Source organism: Streptomyces sp. NPDC001393 (assembly GCF_053597455.1).
This window is the reverse complement of the sequence record NZ_JBSFIH010000057.1, coordinates 17,847-35,495: the sequence shown is the minus strand read 5'-3', so window position 1 is coordinate 35,495 and position 17,649 is coordinate 17,847. Positions and strand designations below refer to the sequence as shown.

The following is a 17,649-nucleotide window of genomic DNA, read 5'->3' as shown; positions in this document are numbered from 1 at the left end:
CAAGCAGGAGACTCGGGGTTGACGCAAGTTCATGTCAAGAGCGCGGGCCCGGAACCCGGCCGGACACGGGCCCGGAACCCGGCCGGACACGGGCCCGGAACCCGGCCGGACACGGGCCCGGAACCCAGCCGGACACGCCGAAGGCCGGCCCCCTCGACAACGGGGCCGGCCTTCGGACGCGGCTGGTTCAGCCTGCGTTCTTCCGGAGCACGATCTGGGTCTGCGTGGTCTGGCCGACCAGCCGGTCCCGGTCGTCGCGCAGGTCCGTCTGCACCACCAGGAGCGTGCCGCCGCGGTGCAGCGGTCGGGCGGTGGCATGGACGTGCCCGGCGGTGACCGCCCGCAGGAAGTTGGTCTTGGACTCCACCGTCGAGGTACCGGTCGCCCCCTCCGGGAGGTTGAGGTAGGCGCACACCGCCCCGACGCTGTCCGCCAGCGCCATCAGGGCGCCACCGTGCAGGGCACCGCCCGCCGTACACACCTCCGGCGACCAGGCCAGGGAGCCGACGGTGCGCTCGGCGGTGGCCTCCTTCAGCTCGATGCCCAGGCCGGCCGCGAAGGGCATGGCGGCCAGCAACTCGGTGGGCTCGGGGAGGCTGTGCCGGGGGGTGGTCGACATGGCGTACCGCCTTTCGTGTGGGCCACGATGATCAGGCAGTGTGCCAGTCGGTCCCCGGACGGCTCCTGCGGCATGGCGCGTTTCAGGACACCGCCACCGACGCCCCGGCCGCCGTCCGCCATCTCAGCTCGTTATGTTAACGGTGGCGCCGGAGTCGGCGACGGTGCGCACGGTCAGCGCGCCGCATCCGCTGGAGGCGCCGGTGACCAGGAACGTTCGGGGAGTGTCTGACCAGTGGACGCGGGCCCCATCACGGCTTCGTGCACCGCTGGTTCAGCGAACCCGGCGCCTCGCGGCATCTGCCGTGGTGATCGGCCCCCAGGACCTGAGCGCCACGCCGGAGCGGCCGGGGCGCCGGCGCCGCTGAGACAGCCGGCCCGGAAGTGCACCGGACTTGTCACGATGTCGGCAGACCCGTGGCGGATCATCCGTCGCCTGAGGCACCCTTGACAGTGTGCGCCCGGTTTCGCGACGTTTGAGCAGTCGCGCGCGGAGGGGATGCGGCGCACTTCGGAACCAGTGGCAGGACGCGCCCGGCGCGTCATGGGGGGAGCGGTCGCCCATGCGATCCATCAGCCGTGATCCACACGCCTCACCGGCCCGTGCCGCCTCGGGCACACCGCTTGCGGAGCCCGCGGAAGGACGGTCGAACTGAGGTGGAGATCAGCATCCACAGACCCGGCGAGCTGACGCCCGAGCTGCGCGGGGCCTGGCACCGCGCGATGGACGACTCGCCCGAGTACTCCAACCCCTTCCTCGCACCGGAGTTCGCGATCGGCGTCGGACGGTACCGGCGCGGGGTGCGGGTGGCGGTGCTGCGCGAGGGCGGACAACCGGCCGGGTTCTTCCCCTACGAGCGCGGGCCGTTCGGCACCGGACGGGCCATCGGGCTCGGACTGTCCGACTGCCAGGCCCTCGTGCACCGGCCCGGCGTCACCTGGAACGCGGAGGAACTGCTGCGGGCCTGCGGGCTCAGCATCTTCGAGTTCGACCATCTCGTCCAGGAGCAGCGGCCGTTCGCACCGCACGTCACGGGCACCTTCGCCTCCCCGGTGATCGATGTGAAGCCCGGCGACGGCGGCTACTCGGAGTGGCTGCGCGGCACCTACCCGGGCCTGGCCAAGACCACGCTGAAGAAGGAACGACGGCTCGGCCGGGACATCGGCGAGGTGCGGTTCGAGTTCGACGAGCGCGACCCGGAGGTGCTGCGCACCCTGATGCGGTGGAAGTCCGCGCAGTACCGCAGGACCGGCCGCATGGACCGGTTCTCCCGGCCGTGGATCGTCGGCCTGGTCGACCATCTCTTCCGCGTCCGCGAGGAGCACTTCACGGGCGTGCTGTCCGTGCTCTATGCGGGGGAGCGTCCGGTCGCCGCCCACTTCGGCCCCCGGTCGAGTAGCGTGCTGGCGGCCTGGTTCACCGCCTACGACCCCGAACTGCACTACTATTCACCGGGGTTGATGATGCATCTGCGGACCGCCGAGGCGGCGGCGCGGCACGGGGTGACCCTCGTGGACCTCGGGCGCGGCGACAAGGAGTACAAGGACTGGCTCAAGACCCGTGAACTGCGGGTCGCCGAGGGCTTCGCGGCCCGCCCGCACCCGGTGGCGCTCGCTCAGCGGCTGTGGCGCAGGCCGGTGCGGGGGCTGCGGAACACGGTCAACGCCCATCCGCGGCTGCGCGAGCCGGCCGACCGGCTGCTGAGGACGGCCGGCAGGTGGCGCACTCAGGGCCTGGCGACTCCCCCCGCCGCCCGGAAAAACCGCCTTCCGGAACGGTAGCGCTGGCAGGTCCTCGTCAAGATTTCGCCAAATGGCGGAAGTTATTCCGTCGGCGTGATCGGGTCTCCTGCGTCGGCCGTGTCGATGCCTTTCGGGAGGTCCCTGGTGTCCGAACCAACCCGCAGAAGACGGTGGTTCACCCTCTGCGCGCTCACCGCGTCCGCCGCACTGGTCGCGATTCCCCCCTCCGCCGCCTCGGGGCGCTCGGTGAGCCCCTTCGGTGTGCGGGTCACCGGCCAACTCGCCAAGGAGCGCGAGCAGTCGGTGGGTGCCATGTCGCCGCACGCCGCGGCGGACGCCGGCGACGACGGGAACGAGGCGGACGAGATCGCCGAGGGCGCGGACCAGTACGCCGAGGCCCGCACCTCGCCGGGTGTCGTCGCGCCGGGCGCGTACGGCGCCGCCTGGCACGACCTCACCAACCTCAGGAGTACGGGCGGCAACTGGCGCAACATCACCGATCTGCCGTACAACTCCGACGACCCGCGCTACCGCGACATCGACTCCAACTCCAGTGGCGGAGGCGGGAACGTCACCGGGCGTATGGCTGCGATCGCCGCCGACGACGACGGTTACGTCTACGCGGGCAGCGCCGGCGGCGGGGTGTGGCGCTCGCGCAGCGGGGGCGGCCACTGGCAGCCCATCAGCGACCGGCTGCCCGCCCAGTCCACCGGCGCCCTCGCCCTCGACGGCGCCGGCCGGCTCTGGCTGGGCACGGGCGAGGCGACCACCAACGCCGACGCCTACCTCGGCAGCGGCGTCTACGTCCTCACCCACCCGCACCACGGCACCTTCTCCGCCCGCAGCCGGGTCGGCGGCGACGAGCTGGAGAGCACCACCATCCACGAGCTGCGCTTCGGCGGCGACACGGTGTGGGCGGCCACCAGCAAGGGCGTGTGGAGCCACTCCACGAGGAAACTGAGCGGCCCCTGGAAGCTGGAGTACGCACCCAACCCCGACTTCCTGCCGGGCGGTTCGAAGGCCGACGACCCGAACGCGCCGTACAAGAACATCGCCAACGACATCGCCATCGACCCCAAGGACCCGTCCAAGGTGGTCCTTGCCGTCGGCTGGCGCAGCGGTGACGACTACAACGGCTTCTACACCAAGGTGAACGGCACCTGGACCCGGATCACCGGCGGCCTCGGTGACCTCCCGGCCGACGCCGGCAACGTCGGCAACGTCACCTTCGCCCGTTCCGCCGACGGCTCCCGCTACTACGCCATCGACCAGTCCCCGGAGCAGCTGAACACCAACCCGGACAGCGGCCTGGAGGGCATCTACGTCTCGAAGTCCGGCTCGCCGACCGGCCCCTGGACGAAGATCGCCGACTACAAGGGCCTCGCCGCCGACAACTCGGCGCTCACCACGGCCGGCTACATGCCCGGCGTCCAGGCCTGGTACAACCAGTTTCTCGCCGTCGACCCCAGCGACCCGCAGCACCTGTACGCCGGCCTGGAAGAGGTCTACGAGACCAAGGACAGCGGCAGCACCTGGTCCACCGTCGGCCCGTACTGGAACTTCACCTTCCCCTGCTGGAGCATCGACCCCGCCAAGCAGACGGGTGACTGCAACCCGACCACCCACTCCGACCAGCACGGTGTCGCGATCGGCAGCTACCACGGCAAGAGCTTCGTGTACGTCGGCAACGACGGCGGCGTCTACAGGCGCCCGGTGAACGGCGCCCAGGACGCCTCCGGCCACGCCACCGACTGGACGTCCCTCAACGACGGCACCATCGACACCCTCCAGTACTACTCCGTCGGCATCGGCAAGGACCTCGACCACGGCGGACTCTCCGTCACCGGCGGCCTGCAGGACAACGGCCAGTCGATCCTGCGCGGCGACGACAAGGTGATGGGCTCCAACTTCGGCGGCGACGGCGGCGACACCCTCACCGACCCCGCCAACGGCTGCAACATCGCCCAGGAGTACGTGTACCTCGCCGTCCAGGTCACCCAGAACTGCGCGGTCAACGACGGCAGTTGGACCACGGACGCGAGCAAGGCGACGTCGTACTCCGTCGCCCCGCCCGACAACGCCACCAGCGAGGCCCGCTTCATCGCCCCGCTCGCCGCGGACACGAAGGACGGCAACACCTGGGTCGCCGGCGGCCGGCACGTCTGGGTCCAGACCCACGGCTACGCCATCCGCAGCGGCAAGGAGTGGACCAGCGTCCACGACTTCGGCGCGGGCCGGGTCACGACCGCCGTGGCCGCCTCCGGCGGGAAGATCTACGCGGCCTGGTGCGGCCCGTGCAACAACCAGGGCTTCGCCCGCGGCATCGCCGTCGGCAACGCGGACGGCACCGGCTGGCACGACATCAGCCTGCCCGTCGACGGCACCGTACCCAACCGCTACCTCAGCGGCTTCGCCGTGGACCCGCACAACGCCGACCACGTCTTCCTCGCCGTCAACGGCTTCTCCCGGCACTGGACCGAGGGCCCCGGCGCCGGCGTCGGCCATGTCTTCGAGTCCACCGACGGCGGGACGACCTGGAAGGACATCTCGGCCAACCTGCCCGACGTGCCGGCCAACTCCGCGCTGGTGACGGCGGACGGCGGCCTCGCCGTCGCCACCGACCTCGGCGTCGTCTACCGTGCGCCGGGCCGCACCACCTGGCAGCGCATCGGCAGCCTGCCGGCCGTCGCCGTGCTCCAGCTCAAGGCGAGCCCCGACGGCGGCACCCTGTACGCCGCCACGCACGGCCGCGGGATCTACACCGTCAAGGTGTGCGACCTCCGCTGACCTGCCGCTGATCATCGCTGATCAGGAGGGGTGACTCCCGGGCCGTCGGGGGTCACCCCTGCTGCGCGTATAGCACCACTTCCAGGTCGAGCGTGAAGACCGGGCGCGCGGCGCCGGCCACATCCGGCGCCTTGGCCGCCGCGGTGACCTGCGCCGTACCGCCCCGGGTGCCCGCGCAGCGCAGGGTGGCGTGCGCGGTGCCGTCTTCGTCCACCCGCCAGCCGGACGCCACCACGAGCGCGGGCGCCGAACTCAGCACGCTTGTCCAGCGCTTGTCGTCCAGGCGTGGTCGCAGGGTGAGGGTCACGACCGTCCCGGGACGCACACACAGCCGGCGCCGGACCGGGTCGCCGGGGACCACGGAAACCTCAGCGTGCCCGGCGCGGCAGGACGCCGGGCGACCGGAGGAGGGCGGAGCCGCCCCGCCGGGGGACGCGGTGCCGCCCGGGGAGGGTGAGCCGCTCGGCGCCCCCGAGGCGCCGGGCGACTCCGACGGCCGTACCGAAGGCGCGGGCCGCGCCGACCCGCTCCCCGGCGCTCCGGTACCCGCACCCGCCCCGCGACCCGCCGACGCCCCGCACCCCGCCAGAACGACGACAGCGGCGATCGCACATCCACCGGCCCACCACCGCATCCCGAGCCACCTCCCGGCCTCCTGGTACGCCTCCCAGGATGCCTCAACCGCCGCCGCGGACGGCCCGCCCGACCTCCGTGCGCAGCGTCACGAACCCGGGCAGGCTCCGCGTGGTGAGCTGGTCGCGTTCGCTGGGCAGGTCGACCGGCAGGTCGCGGACGACGCGGGAGCCGGGGCCGGGGGAGAGGACGACGACGCGGTCACCGACGTACACGCTCTCGTCGATGTCGTGGGTGACGAAGACGATGGTCGTGTCGTTCGTCCGGTGGACCTGAAGCAGCAGGTCCTCCAGGTCCTCGCGGGTGCCCGCGTCCAGCGAGCCGAACGGCTCGTCCATGAGCAGCAGGGAGGGCCGGCAGACCAGGGCGCGGGCGATGGCGACACGCTGCTGCATGCCGCCGGACAGCTCCCGGGGACGGCGCCGGGCGACCCCGTGCAGCCCGACCCGTTCGAGGATCGTCTCGGCCTCGGCCCGGCGGGCGGCGCGGGCAAGACCCAGGCGGCGCAGCGGCAGGGCCACGTTGTCGCGGACCGTGAGCCAGGGCAGCAGCGAGCGGCCGTACTCCTGGAAGACGACCGCGAGCCGTTCCGGCACGCCCGTCACCGCCGTCCCGTCGATCGTGACCGTGCCCTCCTGCACGGGCAGCAGCCCGGCGATGGTGCGCAGCAGGGTGGACTTGCCGCACCCGGAGGGGCCGACCACGCTGAGAAGCTGCCCGTCCGGCACGGTCAGGGTGATGCCGTCCAGGACGCGGGTGTCGCCGAAGTGCGGGCTGACGGAGTCGAGTCGCAGCATCCCTCACCCGGCCCAGGGCTCGTACAGGGTGCCCGCGCTGCCGGTGACCCGCAGGTGCAGCAGGAAGGGGCCGGAGTCGTCGCCCCGGCCCAGGGCGTGGTCCAGCGCGGCCGGCAGCTCCTCGGGGTGTTCGGCGCGGGTCGCCGGGCAGCCCAAGGACTCCGCGAGGCCGGCGAAGTCGATGCCCGTGATGTCCGTGCCGGGGACGGGCGCGATGCCGATCCGGCGGCCGAGCGCCCGCACGGCCGCGTAACCGCCGTTGTCCAGCAGGACGTAGGTGACCGGGGCCGAGTGCCGGGCCGCGCTCCACAGGGCCTGCACCGAGTACAGCGCCGAGCCGTCGCCGACGACGCACACCACCCGGCGCCGGTCGGCGAGCGCCCGGCCCACCGCCAGCGGCAGACCCCAGCCGAGCGCCCCGCTGCCCGTGGTGAGGAAGCCGCCCCCCGACTCGACGGGCACGCGCGCGTGCAGCGTGTCGCGGTGGCTCGGTGCCTCCTCGACGAGGACCCGGTCGCGCGGCAGCCGGGCGCCCAGCAGGTCGAAGAACAACTCGGGGGTGATGCGCCCCTGGTGCCCTTGGGCGGGGGCCGGGGCGGGGGCCGGCCGCGGTAGGGGCGGGTCGCGGTCGGTCTCTTCCAGCAGCCCGGCGAGCCGTTCCAGGGCGGGCCGCAGGGTGGTGACGATGCTGGTCCCGGTGGGCAGCCAGGCGGCCTGGCCGGGGTCGCAGTCCAGGTGGAACAGCTCGGTGCCGGGTGCGAGCGGCGGGCCGCCGTCCGCCACGTGATAGGTGAACACCGGCGTGCCGAGGGCGATCACCACGTCGTACGGCGCGAGGCGCGCGGCCAGGTGACGGGCCACCGGCGGCAGGAACCCCTGGAACAGCGGATGCGACTCGGGGAAGCCGGAGCGCCCGGAGAGCGGGCTGATCCACACCCCGGCCCGGATCCGCTCGGCCAGTGTCCGGACCTGTTCCAGCGCGTCCTCGTCGTCCACTCCCGGCCCCACCACGAGTGCAGGGCGCGCGCACGCCTCCAGCCGGGCGGCGAGCGCGTCGAGGGCGTCCGGGGCGGCCGTGAACCCCGAACGCACCGTGCGGGGTGCGACGGGCTCGGCGGGCCGGTCCCAGTCGTCCTCGGGCACCGACACGAACACCGGGCCGCGTGGATGCGACATCGCGGTCCGGTACGCCTCGGCGAGCACGGCGGGCACGTCCTCGGCACGCTCCGGCTGGCGGGCGGACTTCACGTACGGGCGCGGGAACAGGGCCGGTTCGTCGGCGCCGAGGAACGGCCGCAACTGGATCAGGGAGCGGGCCTGTTGACCCGCCACGATCACCAGCGGCACCCGGTCGCGGTAGGCGTTGAAGACGGCACCGAGCGCGTGCCCCACCCCGCCGGCCGAGTGCAGGCTGACGAAGGCGGCCCGCCGGGTGCCGAGCGCGTGCCCGGCCGCCATGCCGACGGCGACGGACTCCTGCAGGCCCAGCACATAGGTGAAGTCGTCCGGCCAGTCGCGGAACATCCGCAGTTCCGTGGAGCCCGGATTGCCGAAGACCGTGGTCATGCCGGTGTCGCGCAGAAACCGTACGACCGCCTCGCGCACCGTGGCCGTCGTCATGCCGTCCTCCCTGCGGACGATCCGGGGCCGACGAGTCGCTTCTCGACCGCCAGCAGACCGGTGTTGAGGAGATACCCGAGCGCGCCGAGCAGCAGCAGCGCCGACCACACCGTGAGCAGGTCGGAGCGGGTCTGGGCGTCGGTGAGCGTGAAGCCGATCCCGTTGTCACTGCCCGGCAGCAGCTCCGAGAACACCATCAGGATCAGGCACAGCGAGAGGCTGAGCCGCAGCCCCGCGAAGATCCGGGGCAGCGCCGAGGGCAGGACCAGGAACCACAGCCGTTCGGGCGCCGTCAGCCGCAGCACCGCCGCCACCTCGAGCCGCAGCGGGTCGGTGGCCCGGGCGCCGTCGGCCGAGTTGACCAGCACCGGCCATACGGCGCTGAACGCGATCGACGCCACCTGCATGGGCGTACCGAAGTCGAAGACGACGACGAACACCGGCACCAGCGCGGGCGGCGGCACGGCCCGTGCGAACTGCAGGACCGGGTTGCACAGGGCGTACGCCCGCCGCGAGCGGCCCACCGTGATCCCGAGGGCGATCCCGGCGACGGCGGCGAGCGCGAACCCGGCCGCCATCCGGCCCAGGCTCGGCAGGATGGTGCTGACGGCGGCCGGGGTGAGGAACAGATGTCCGGGCGGCCCCGAGAACCACAGGTCGCGGGCGTGCCGGGCGATCCGCAGCGGCGGCGGGAAGTACACGCTGCCCCGGGCACGGGCGGCCAGCTCCCAGCAGGCGACGGCGACGAGGAGCACCGACCAGCGCAGGAGGAAGGGGACGGCGGTGGCCCGGGGCGGGCCGGATGCCGGGGCGGGCCGTGCGCCGCCCTGGGTCTTGGTCATGGCCGGCTCCGCGGCAAGGTCCGCGCCTCCGGGCGCGGTTCTTGGGCCCAGGCGAACAACCGCCGCTCCGCGCCGACCAGGAGGCCGTTGATCACCAGCCCGAGGGCGCCCGCCCACACCACCCCGGCCAGCACGTCCCGGGTGCCGTCCGTCTCCGTCTGGGCCTGGGCGATGAAGATGCCCAGACCCTGGCCGAAGCCGGAGAGGATCTCCGTCGCGACGGCCAGGATCAGGGCGATCGCGGCCGAGATCCGCACGCCGGCGGCGATGAACGGTGCGGTGGCCGGCAACTGCACCCGCAGCAGCACCGCGAGCCGCCCGAACCCGAAGGCGCGCAGGGTGTCCTTGGCCAGCGGATCCGTCTCGCCGAGCCCGTACACGGTGTTGAACAGCACCGGCCAGAGCGAGGCGTACGCGATCAGCGTCACCTCCGTCTGCGTGCCCGACCCGAGCAGCAGCGACACCAGCGGGATCAGCGCGACGGACGGCAGGGGCCGCAGAAACTCGATCACCGCGCGTACGGCCGCCTCGACCACCGGCACCGCGCCCAGCAGCAGCCCCAGCGGCACGGCGATCACACAGGCGAGCCCCAGGCCCAGTGCCCATGCCCGCAGGGTCACCCCGATCCCGTCGACGAAGCCCGGGTCTCCCGCCAACCGGGCGGCACGGGCGAGGACTTCGGAGGCGGGCGGCAGATAGCTGCGCCGTACGATCCCGGCCCGGGCGACCACCTCGCAGATTGCGAAGGCCCCGGCCGCGCCGAGCAGGCCGAGCAGCAGTTCCTGACGGCGTGTCATCCCGGGCGCGTCACTTCACCAGCAGGGGTGCCGGATCGACGTCCTTCTTCAACAGCCCCTGCGTGCGCATGAGCGTGATGAGACGGCGCAGTACGGCCGGGTCGGCGGTCGCCGGATAGGCGGGCAGATGGATCGACCTGGCCTGGTCCGTGGTCACCTTGGCGTACTTGGGCAGCTCCGTGCGAACCGCTCCCGGATCCTCGGCGGCGAGCTTGGAGGCCGCCTCGACGGCACGCCGGAAGCCCGCCGCGGCCTTCGGGTTCTTCTTCACGAAGCCGGCCGTGGTGATGTACCCGCTGGCGGGCAGGCCCCGCGCCGGCCCGGAGCCGCCGTCCAGCAGCACCCGCGCGCCCAACTCGCCCTGGACGGCGGTGTCGAAGGGCTCGACCGCGTGGGCGGCGTCCACCTGGCCCCGCTGCAGGGCCGGGCCCATCTGCGGGAACAGGATCTGCCGGTAGACGGGCCGGCCGGCGCCCCGGGCGTCGAGGATCGCGTTCAGGGTCAGGGACTGGATGTTGTTGAGGACGGCGACGGCGACCTTCCTGCCCGCGAGGTCGGCGGGCGACTTGAGCGCGGAGTCCCTGGGCACGAGGACGTCCATCATGTGCGGGGCGATCCGGACGCCCTCGGCGAGGATGCGCAGATCCAGGGTGCCCTTCTCGTACGCCTGGAAATAGGTGACGTAGTTCGCGCTCGCGATCACGTCCACCTGGCCCCTCAGCAGCGCGGGCAGCGCCTGGATGCTCTGCTGCACGGGCTGGATGCGCACGTCCAGGCCCTCCTTGGCGAACAGTCCGCGGTCCCGGGCCAGATAGAGGGCGGCGGAGTCGGTGAGCGGCAGCGCCGCCACGGTCAGCTGCTGCCGTCCGTCGGCGGAGTGCGACGTCCCGCCGCTGTCGCAGCCCGCCAGGAGGAGTGCCGCCGCGGCGACGAGCGCGGCGAGGCGTTTGGTGCCGGTCGTTCCCGGTCGTGATCGACGTAAAGGCATACGGGCATGACTACCCCGTATTTGTCATGATCGCTACAGTCTGCGAGAGGGGCGGCAGATCAGGCCCGCGGGCCGGCGATGCGCAGGGGTGTCGCCGAAGCGGGTGCCGCGGTGTCGGCGGCGCCGGTGACGTCCGTCCACCAGTCCGCGCCGTCCTCGATGTAACGCAGCAGCACGCCCTCGCGGATCGCCCAGGGGGAGACGACGGCCCCGCGCAGCCCCATCAGCTTGAGCGCCGTGTGCCCGACCACCGCTCCGGCCAGGCTCTGCCCGGCGCGTGGCACGGAGATCCCGGGCAGCTCGGCCCGCTCGGCGGCGGGCCGCGCGGCGAGGGTGCGGACGGCCTCGCGCAGATCCCGGCAGCGCATCTCCCGCTGCACGAACGGGCCGTGGCGCCCGGGCGCCGCCCCGCACAGCCGGCCCAGCTGCTGGAAGGTGCGGGAGCTGACCGCGGCGGTGCGCGGCCGTTCCCAGCGGATCCGCGAGGCCACGTCCCGCAGCTCGTGGCGGATCCGGCGGCGCAGCTCCTTCAGCTCCTCGGGCCCGGGCGGGTCCTGCACCTCGAGGTACTCCTGGGTGAGGCGCCGGGCGCCGAGCGGCAGGGACGCGGCGAAGTCGGGCAGCCTGCCCCGCCCGAAGGCCACCTCCAGGGAGCCGCCGCCGATGTCGAGCACCGCGAGCGGGCCGGCGTGCCAGCCCAGCCAGCGCCGGGCCGCCAGGAAGGTCAGCTCTGCCTCGGTCTCACCCGGCAGGGTGCACATCCGGATCCCGGTCCCGGCCGCGACCCGGCGCAGTACGTCCTGCCGGTTCGGGGCGGCGCGCACCACCGCGGTCGCGAAGGCCAGCGGCCCCGACGCATGCCATCTCCGAGCCGTGGCCCCCGCCGCGGCCACCGCCGTCAGCAGCCCCTCCACCGCCTCCTCGGCGATGGTGCCGTCCGGACCGACGTGTTCGGACAGGCGCAGCTTCCACTTGACGGTGTGCACCGGCAGCGGAACACCGTCCTCCGTATCCGCGATCACCAACCGAACCGTGTTCGACCCCGCGTCCAGCACGCTCACCCGCATGGCCGGGAAGTACCCACTTTCCCGAAAGGAACCCGCCATTCAGGGGGCGCCTGTGTGCACAGCGTCAGATGGTGTGACTCCCAGGAGCGGCTCGCGGGGCAGCCGGAGCGCGCCAGGCGCGAGCCGCGCACGGGCCGGAGGCCGGGGGATCGCCGTCCGCCGGCACGGTGCGCACACCGCCCTGCGCCCCCTGCGCCGGTCACCTCGCCCGCACCCTTCGGCACCAGTCCGGATCCTGTCCTGATCCCAGCCCCCGGCCCCCCACCTCGCCCGCCCCTGCCCTTAGATGGTCACCACCACTGTCGGCGCGAGGAGCGGCACTTGAGCGGGACGGACGCGACGAGGGTCCTGGTGATCGGCGGCGGCATCGCGGGGACCGCGGCCGCGCTCGGCCTGCACAAGGCCGGACACGATGTCACCGTCTACGAGGCGCACCCCGACACGGCCGAGGACATCGGGGCGTTCCTGACCCTGGCGAGCAACGGAATGCGCGCCCTGGCCCAGCTCGACGCCGCGGACGCCGTCACGGCCGTCGGTTTTCCGCTGACTTCGCTGCGGCTGCTCGACAGCGACGGCACCGAGCTGACGCACGCACCGCTCGGCGAGGTCGCCGAACCCGGGCTGCGGTACCGCTGCCTGCGCCGCGGCGAGCTGAACGCGGCCCTGCAGCAGGAGGCGGCCCGGCGCGGCATCCGCCTGCGCCACGGCGCCCGTCTGGTCGCCGTCACGGACGGCCCGCACGGCGTCATCGCCCGGTTCGCCGACGGCACGTCGGCCCACGGAGGCCTCCTGGTCGGCGCCGACGGGCTGAACTCCACCGTCCGCCGGCTCCTCACCCCGGCTGTCCGGCCCGTGTACGCGGGCCAGCGGATCTTCTACGGCTACACCGGCACCGCCGCCGGCGCGGACGGCACCGGCGTCATCACTTTCGTCCGGGGCAGCGAGACCACGTTCGGACACGCGGTCTCGCCCGCTGGGCAGACGTACTGGTTCGCCCGCGTGAGCACCGAACCGCTCCCCGTCGGCGGCTCCGCGCACCGCGCCCCCTGGCGCGAGGAACTGCTGCCGCTGCTGCGCAAGGACGCCACACCCGCCGCGGACATCGTCGCCGCCTCCCAGGGGCCTGTCATGGTCACCAACGCCACCGAGATGCTGCTCGGCGCTGCCTGGCACCGGGGACGCGTCCTCCTCATCGGCGACGCGGCCCACGCGGCCTCCCCGGCGACCGGCCAGGGAGCCTCGATGGCCCTGGAGGACGCCGTCGTCCTCGCCAAGGCGCTGCGCGACCTGCCCGGCGCACCGGCCGCTTTCGCCGCCTACGAGCGGCACCGGCGCCCACGGGTGGAGCACAACATCACCGTCAGCGGCGGCATCTCCCGCGGCGGCGGAAACTCGTCCCGCCCGGGCCCGGTCGTGGCTCGTCCTGCTGAGCCGGACGAGGCGCTCGTCCGCCAACTCGACTGGGACAGCCCGCTGTCCGCGGCCCCGCCTGAGGAGAGCTGACCGGGGGCGTTGGCGGGGAGGTGCGCGTGGGAGTGCACGAGGTGGAGCACGACATCCCTGTCAGCGGTGGTGTATCCGGCGGCGGAAACTCGTCCCGCCCGGGCCCGGTCGTGGCTCGTCCTGCTGAGCCGGACGAGGCGCTCGTCCGCCAACTCGACTGGGACAGCCCGCTGTCCGCGGCCCCGCCTGAGGAGAGCTGACCGGGGGCGTCGGCGGGGAGGTGCGCGTGGGAGTGCACGAGGTGGAGCACGACATCCCTGTCAGCGGTGGTGTATCCGGCGGCGGAAACTCGTCCCGCCCGGGCCCGGTCGTGGCTCGTCCTGCTGAGCCGGACGAGGCGCTCGTCCGCCAACTCGACTGGGACAGCCCGCTGTCCGCGGCCCCGCCCGAGGAGAGCTGACCCGGGGGCGTCGGCGGGGCAGGTGCGTGAAAGTGCAAGAGGCGGAGCACTGGAGTCCATTGCCGGGGAAACCGCCGGGCCGGATCGTTCCGTGGGACCGGCCCTTCGGAACCTTCGGCACCAAGGAGCACAGTTGCGACTCTTGAGCAGAGCAGGCGGCGCGGCGGCCGCGACCGCCGCCCTGGTCCTGGGCGGTGGCACCGCGTCCCCGGCACCGGCCGCCACAGCGGCCGACGCCGGCTACACCGTGACCGTGGGGACCCCGGTGCCCTTCACCCACCCCACGGACACCCCCGCCAGTCCCTACCTCGACCGGGACGGCACCTTCCACTACCAGCAGTCCGCCGCCCTGTACGGCGCCAAGGACCCGCGCACCTGGGACTTCTACACCGGCACGGACTTCGACACCGCGACCTTCGACAAGGCCCTGAGCAAGGCGGTGAACCCGGCCAACCCCGCCGACCGCAACGACGACACCACCTGGCGCTGCAACAACAACCCCACCGGGAGGGAGGCGACGTACGCGCCGAGCGGCTCCGGCTACGCCCAGAAGAACTACTGCGACCTGTCCGGGGTGTGGGTCGACCCCGACACCGGCGACTGGTACGGCCTGGTGCACAACGAGTTCACCCCGCAGCCCTTCGGTGACGGACTGCACTACGACGCCATCGACTACGCCGTCTCCACCGACCGGGGCCGCACTTGGACCATCCAGGACCACGTGCTCACGTCCCCCTACAGCACCGAGCGCGGGGACACGACGGCCTTCCCCAACCAGACGTACTCCTACGGCGACGGCGACCAGCGCCTCTTCGTCGACACCGCCTCCGGCTACTTCTACGTCTATTACGGCTCCCGGATCATCGACAAGAGCGGCGGCTGGAAGGCGTTCTACGAGCACGTGGCCCGCGCCCCGATCTCCGCCAAGATGGCACCCGGCTCCTGGCGCAAGTGGTACGACGGCGGCTGGTCCCAGCCCGGTACCGGCGGCAAGGAGAGCAACATCGTCCCCGTGGACGCCGATCACCCCACCGGCTACACCCCCGCCTCCGCCGAGTACGACCCGGCCAACACCGGCACCGCCGCCCAGCAGATCGCGGCGGGCCTCATGCCGCCGACCTCGCCGCTGTTCGTCATGAACATCGCCTACGACGCCCATCTCGGGCTGTACATCGGCGAACCGCAGGCCGTCGACCAGAGCGGGAACTCACCGCAGTACCTCTACGCCACCGACGACCTCGCGACCCAGAAGTGGCGCCTGATCGGGGACACCGGCAGCTACACCAACGCCTCCTGGTACCGCTGGTTCCTCGACAGCGCCAACCGCACCAGCTCCACGATCGTCGGCAGGTCCTTCCGCTCCTACTGCGCCTTCGGCTGCGCGCACGACGCCTCCGGCGAGTACGTCGACATCACCGTGGACTCCTCCGCACCCGCGGCCGCGCCGATGGACACGAGCCGCGGCTACCGCATCGCGAGCGGCACCGGCCGCATCCTCGCCCAGGCGGCCGCCGGCACCGGCACCACCTCGCTGGCGCGGCCCAGCGGATCCGGCCGCGACATCTGGATCTTCACCCCGACCGGCGACGGCGCCTTCACCCTCACCAACGCCGCGAGCGGCCGGCTGCTCGCCGTCGACTCGTCCTCCACCGCCGGCCGCGCCTGGGGCGCCAGGCCCACCGTCACGGCGGCACGGGCCGGCCGGCCCTCGGTCGGCCAGCAGTGGTTCGTGATCCCGAACGCATCCGGCGGCACCTACCGTCTGGTCAACCGCTACAGCGGACTCGTGGTCGGCCTCTCCGGCACCTCCGGCCGGCTCGCCGAGACCACGCCGGTGCGCACCTGGACGGACCGCAGCGGAAGTTCCGTCGGCGCGGGGCGCTCCGCTGCCGAACAGACGCTGTCCCTCAGCGCCACCGGATACACACGCCGCTGACCGAACCGGTCCCGGCCCGCGCGGGCGCTCCCCGGCCGCGCGGGCCCGCCCCCGCCCCGTGTCCGGGGGCTTGCCCGTGGTTATCCTGCGCCCATGTCGATCACCAACGGGGATTCCGACGCCCAACTGGCCGTGCGCGCGGCCCAGGCGGGCGCAGCCGTGGTCCGTGACCTCTACGGCAGCCGGCTCGAGCGCCACGACAAGTCCGCCGGCGACTTCGCGACCGAGGCGGACCTCGCCGCCGAGCGGGCCATCCTGGACGTACTGCGCGCCGCCCGCCCCCACGACGCCGCGACCGGCGAGGAGAGCGGACCATCCGGCGCCGCCGACGCCCACCGCCGCTGGCTCGTCGACCCGCTGTGCGGCACCCTCAACTACGCGGTGCGGAACATGCTCGTCGGCGTGAACGTCGCCCTGCGGGAGGGAGCCGACGTCACGGCCGCCGCCACCGCAGACCCGTTCAGCGGCGAGGTGTTCTGGACCGACGGAACGGTGGCCCGGGTGCGCAGGGACGGCCACGACGAGCGGCTGACACCCTGGGCCGGGTCCGCGCTCGTGGACGTCAACCTCGACCCGCCCTTCCCCAACGCCCCCGGCTTCCGGGCGGTCCGCCTCCTCGCGGACCCGGGCTTCGCCGGGCGGTTCCGGCCCCGGGTCATCTCCAGCACCCTCGCGGTGGCCTGGGTGGCTGCCGGGCGCCGGGCCGCCTATGTCACCGACGGCGACCTGCGCGACAGCGTGCACTTCGCGGCGGGGATCGCCCTGTGCCGGGCGGCCGGCTGCACGGTGACCGGCCTGGACGGCGAGCCCGTGCTCAGCGGAGCGGGCGGACTCGTCGCGGCGGCCGACGCGGACACCCACGCCGCACTGATCGACCTCATCAATCACCAGAAGCGCGAGGGGAGTTAGCCCAGAGGCCGAAATGAATGCCCGTCAAGGACCTGAAGAACGCGGTCAGTTCGCCGGACCCCGGGGCGCCGCCACGGTCCTGGAGCAGCTCACCCGACTGCTCGGCTTCCATCGGGTCCGGGACCGCTTCGCGTCTACCGCCTGACGGCCTGACGCGACAGCTACCGGGCCGGACGGCGGAACAGGGCCGTCCACAGGAAGTCCTGGCCGAACAGCGCGGAGTCCGCCGGTTCCTGCCGCATGGCGCGCAGTTCGACCTCCTGGAGATCGCAGAAGATCCGGCGCAGTGACTCGGGGGTGTAGGCGAGACCGCCGTGCAGGCCGGGCTCGCGGTAGAAGGCCGCGTCGGGGAGCTCGGAGCCCATCCGCCCGGCGGCGAAGCAGGTGAGGGAGAAGTACCCGCCCGGCGCCAGTACGCGTTCCAGCAGCGCGAGGTGGCTGACCCGGCGGTGCGGTGGCAGGTGGTGGAAGCAGCCGGAGTCGTGGACGAGGTCGTAGGGGCCGTGCAGCGCCGCTTCGGCGCCCGCGGTCAGGGCGAAGGCGTCACCGCAGTGGAACCGCACGGCGCCCCCGGTGCCCGGGGCCTCCCGCGCGCGCTCCTCGGCCCAGGCGATCGCGGCGGGCGAGAGATCGACGGCGTCCACGTCGAAGCCCTGCGCGGCGAGGTACAACGCGTTACGGCCGGGGCCGCAGCCCAGGTCGAGGGCTCGCCCCGGCCTGATGAGACCGCGTTCCACGTAGGCCACCAGGCTCTCGTCCGGCTTCGCCGCGAAGAACGGCACCGGTTTGTCCCGTGTCGTATAGAAGTCGTCCCACCACGCGGCCGCGCCCTGTGTCCACCGGTCGGCCTCCGGTGCGAACAGCCCGTCCAGAAGTCGCAGTACGTCTTCCACCGTGCGGATGTCCCGGTCCATCCGGCCCCCTTTCCCGTGGCCACAACCTAGGGACGGGGGCGGCGGAATACCAGGCGGCGGTGCCCGGCCCGAGGGCACCGGTGGGCGTCAGGGTG

At 73.2% G+C, this 17,649-nt stretch carries 16 protein-coding genes; 7 read left to right on the top strand and 9 right to left on the bottom strand.

Annotated features, from left to right (window positions below):
- Positions 1 to 187: 187 nt before the first annotated feature.
- On the bottom strand, positions 188 to 619 hold the full coding sequence (locus ACWC2T_RS37825; protein ID WP_450674862.1) for a PaaI family thioesterase: 432 nt from the start codon (positions 617 to 619) through the stop codon (positions 188 to 190).
- A gap of 656 nt (positions 620 to 1,275) precedes the next feature.
- Here ACWC2T_RS37825 and ACWC2T_RS37820 point away from each other — a divergent pair.
- Together ACWC2T_RS37820 and ACWC2T_RS37815 are read left to right on the top strand one after the other, a co-directional pair.
- Positions 1,276 to 2,400, top strand: coding sequence for a GNAT family N-acetyltransferase (locus tag ACWC2T_RS37820; protein WP_450674861.1), 1,125 nt, complete (start codon positions 1,276 to 1,278; stop codon positions 2,398 to 2,400).
- Positions 2,401 to 2,505: 105 nt separating this feature from the next.
- Positions 2,506 to 5,148 (top strand): WD40/YVTN/BNR-like repeat-containing protein, encoded by a 2,643-nt coding sequence (locus ACWC2T_RS37815; protein ID WP_450674860.1) that lies wholly within the window; start codon positions 2,506 to 2,508, stop codon positions 5,146 to 5,148.
- A 52-nt stretch (positions 5,149 to 5,200) separates the two neighbouring features.
- On the opposite strand, the gene ACWC2T_RS37810 is transcribed toward ACWC2T_RS37815, so the two are convergent.
- The 7 genes from ACWC2T_RS37810 to ACWC2T_RS37780 form a co-directional block, all read right to left on the bottom strand.
- On the bottom strand, positions 5,201 to 5,509 hold the full coding sequence (locus ACWC2T_RS37810) for an acetyl-CoA synthetase (protein WP_450674859.1): 309 nt from the start codon (positions 5,507 to 5,509) through the stop codon (positions 5,201 to 5,203).
- A 316-nt stretch (positions 5,510 to 5,825) separates the two neighbouring features.
- Positions 5,826 to 6,578, bottom strand: coding sequence for an ABC transporter ATP-binding protein (locus ACWC2T_RS37805; protein WP_450674858.1), 753 nt, complete (start codon positions 6,576 to 6,578; stop codon positions 5,826 to 5,828).
- A 3-nt stretch (positions 6,579 to 6,581) separates the two neighbouring features.
- A complete protein-coding gene (gene mdlC, locus ACWC2T_RS37800; protein ID WP_450674857.1) occupies positions 6,582 to 8,198 on the bottom strand; it encodes a benzoylformate decarboxylase in 1,617 nt (538 codons plus the stop codon).
- Complete coding sequence (locus tag ACWC2T_RS37795; RefSeq protein ID WP_450674856.1) at positions 8,195 to 9,040, bottom strand: ABC transporter permease; 846 nt, start codon at positions 9,038 to 9,040, stop codon at positions 8,195 to 8,197. Before ACWC2T_RS37795 ends, mdlC begins: the two co-directional genes overlap by 4 nt.
- Positions 9,037 to 9,837 (bottom strand): ABC transporter permease, encoded by an 801-nt coding sequence (locus ACWC2T_RS37790; protein ID WP_450674855.1) that lies wholly within the window; start codon positions 9,835 to 9,837, stop codon positions 9,037 to 9,039. The genes ACWC2T_RS37795 and ACWC2T_RS37790 overlap by 4 nt, the downstream gene beginning before the upstream one ends.
- A 10-nt stretch (positions 9,838 to 9,847) precedes the next feature.
- Positions 9,848 to 10,825 carry an ABC transporter substrate-binding protein gene (locus ACWC2T_RS37785; RefSeq protein ID WP_450674854.1) on the bottom strand — a complete coding sequence of 326 codons (978 nt, stop codon included), beginning with the start codon at positions 10,823 to 10,825 and terminating at the stop codon, positions 9,848 to 9,850.
- A gap of 59 nt (positions 10,826 to 10,884) precedes the next feature.
- Positions 10,885 to 11,892 carry a Ppx/GppA phosphatase family protein gene (locus ACWC2T_RS37780; RefSeq protein ID WP_450674853.1) on the bottom strand — a complete coding sequence of 336 codons (1,008 nt, stop codon included), beginning with the start codon at positions 11,890 to 11,892 and terminating at the stop codon, positions 10,885 to 10,887.
- Between the two features lie 321 nt (positions 11,893 to 12,213).
- Here ACWC2T_RS37780 and ACWC2T_RS37775 point away from each other — a divergent pair, with 321 nt between their 5' ends.
- The 5 genes from ACWC2T_RS37775 to ACWC2T_RS37755 all read left to right on the top strand — a co-directional run bounded on the left by ACWC2T_RS37775 (position 12,214) and on the right by ACWC2T_RS37755 (position 16,640).
- Complete coding sequence (locus tag ACWC2T_RS37775) at positions 12,214 to 13,395, top strand: FAD-dependent oxidoreductase (protein ID WP_450674852.1); 1,182 nt, start codon at positions 12,214 to 12,216, stop codon at positions 13,393 to 13,395.
- Positions 13,396 to 13,421: 26 nt separating this feature from the next.
- A complete protein-coding gene (locus tag ACWC2T_RS37770; protein ID WP_450674851.1) occupies positions 13,422 to 13,595 on the top strand; it encodes a hypothetical protein in 174 nt (57 codons plus the stop codon).
- 26 nt (positions 13,596 to 13,621) lie between these two features.
- Complete coding sequence (locus tag ACWC2T_RS37765) at positions 13,622 to 13,795, top strand: hypothetical protein (RefSeq protein WP_450674851.1); 174 nt, start codon at positions 13,622 to 13,624, stop codon at positions 13,793 to 13,795.
- A gap of 142 nt (positions 13,796 to 13,937) precedes the next feature.
- Positions 13,938 to 15,731 (top strand): RICIN domain-containing protein, encoded by a 1,794-nt coding sequence (locus ACWC2T_RS37760; protein ID WP_450674850.1) that lies wholly within the window; start codon positions 13,938 to 13,940, stop codon positions 15,729 to 15,731.
- A gap of 93 nt (positions 15,732 to 15,824) precedes the next feature.
- The gene (locus tag ACWC2T_RS37755) at positions 15,825 to 16,640 is read left to right on the top strand and encodes an inositol monophosphatase family protein (RefSeq protein WP_450674849.1); all 816 of its coding nucleotides are present in this window, start codon (positions 15,825 to 15,827) and stop codon (positions 16,638 to 16,640) included.
- Between the two features lie 161 nt (positions 16,641 to 16,801).
- Here the strand turns inward: ACWC2T_RS37755 and ACWC2T_RS37750 are convergent, their stop codons facing one another.
- On the bottom strand, positions 16,802 to 17,554 hold the full coding sequence (locus ACWC2T_RS37750; protein WP_450674848.1) for a class I SAM-dependent methyltransferase: 753 nt from the start codon (positions 17,552 to 17,554) through the stop codon (positions 16,802 to 16,804).
- Positions 17,555 to 17,649 lie beyond the last annotated feature (95 nt).